The sequence below is a fragment of the Dolichospermum circinale AWQC131C genome (assembly GCF_000426905.1).
In the GTDB taxonomy this organism is placed as follows: domain Bacteria; phylum Cyanobacteriota; class Cyanobacteriia; order Cyanobacteriales; family Nostocaceae; genus Dolichospermum; species Dolichospermum circinale.
The window spans coordinates 1,177-1,379 of the sequence record NZ_KE384612.1 but is presented as its reverse complement, the minus strand read 5'-3'; positions in this window follow the sequence as shown (position 1 = coordinate 1,379).

The window sequence follows — 203 nt, the reverse complement described above, 5'->3', positions numbered from 1 at the left end:
CCTCATAACACTGGGAAGTGCTGTAATAATTGAATGGTGATCATATCACATCAATCATAAGGACGATGTAGAGACGTTTCATGAAACGTCTCTACAATGTGGTTTCCCTAAAGGAAACCAGAAACTACACTAAGGTAGTAGTAAAGTTACTGATTCCTAAAGTACCAGTTAAACCTGTCACCTCAATAATCGCATCCGTAGTG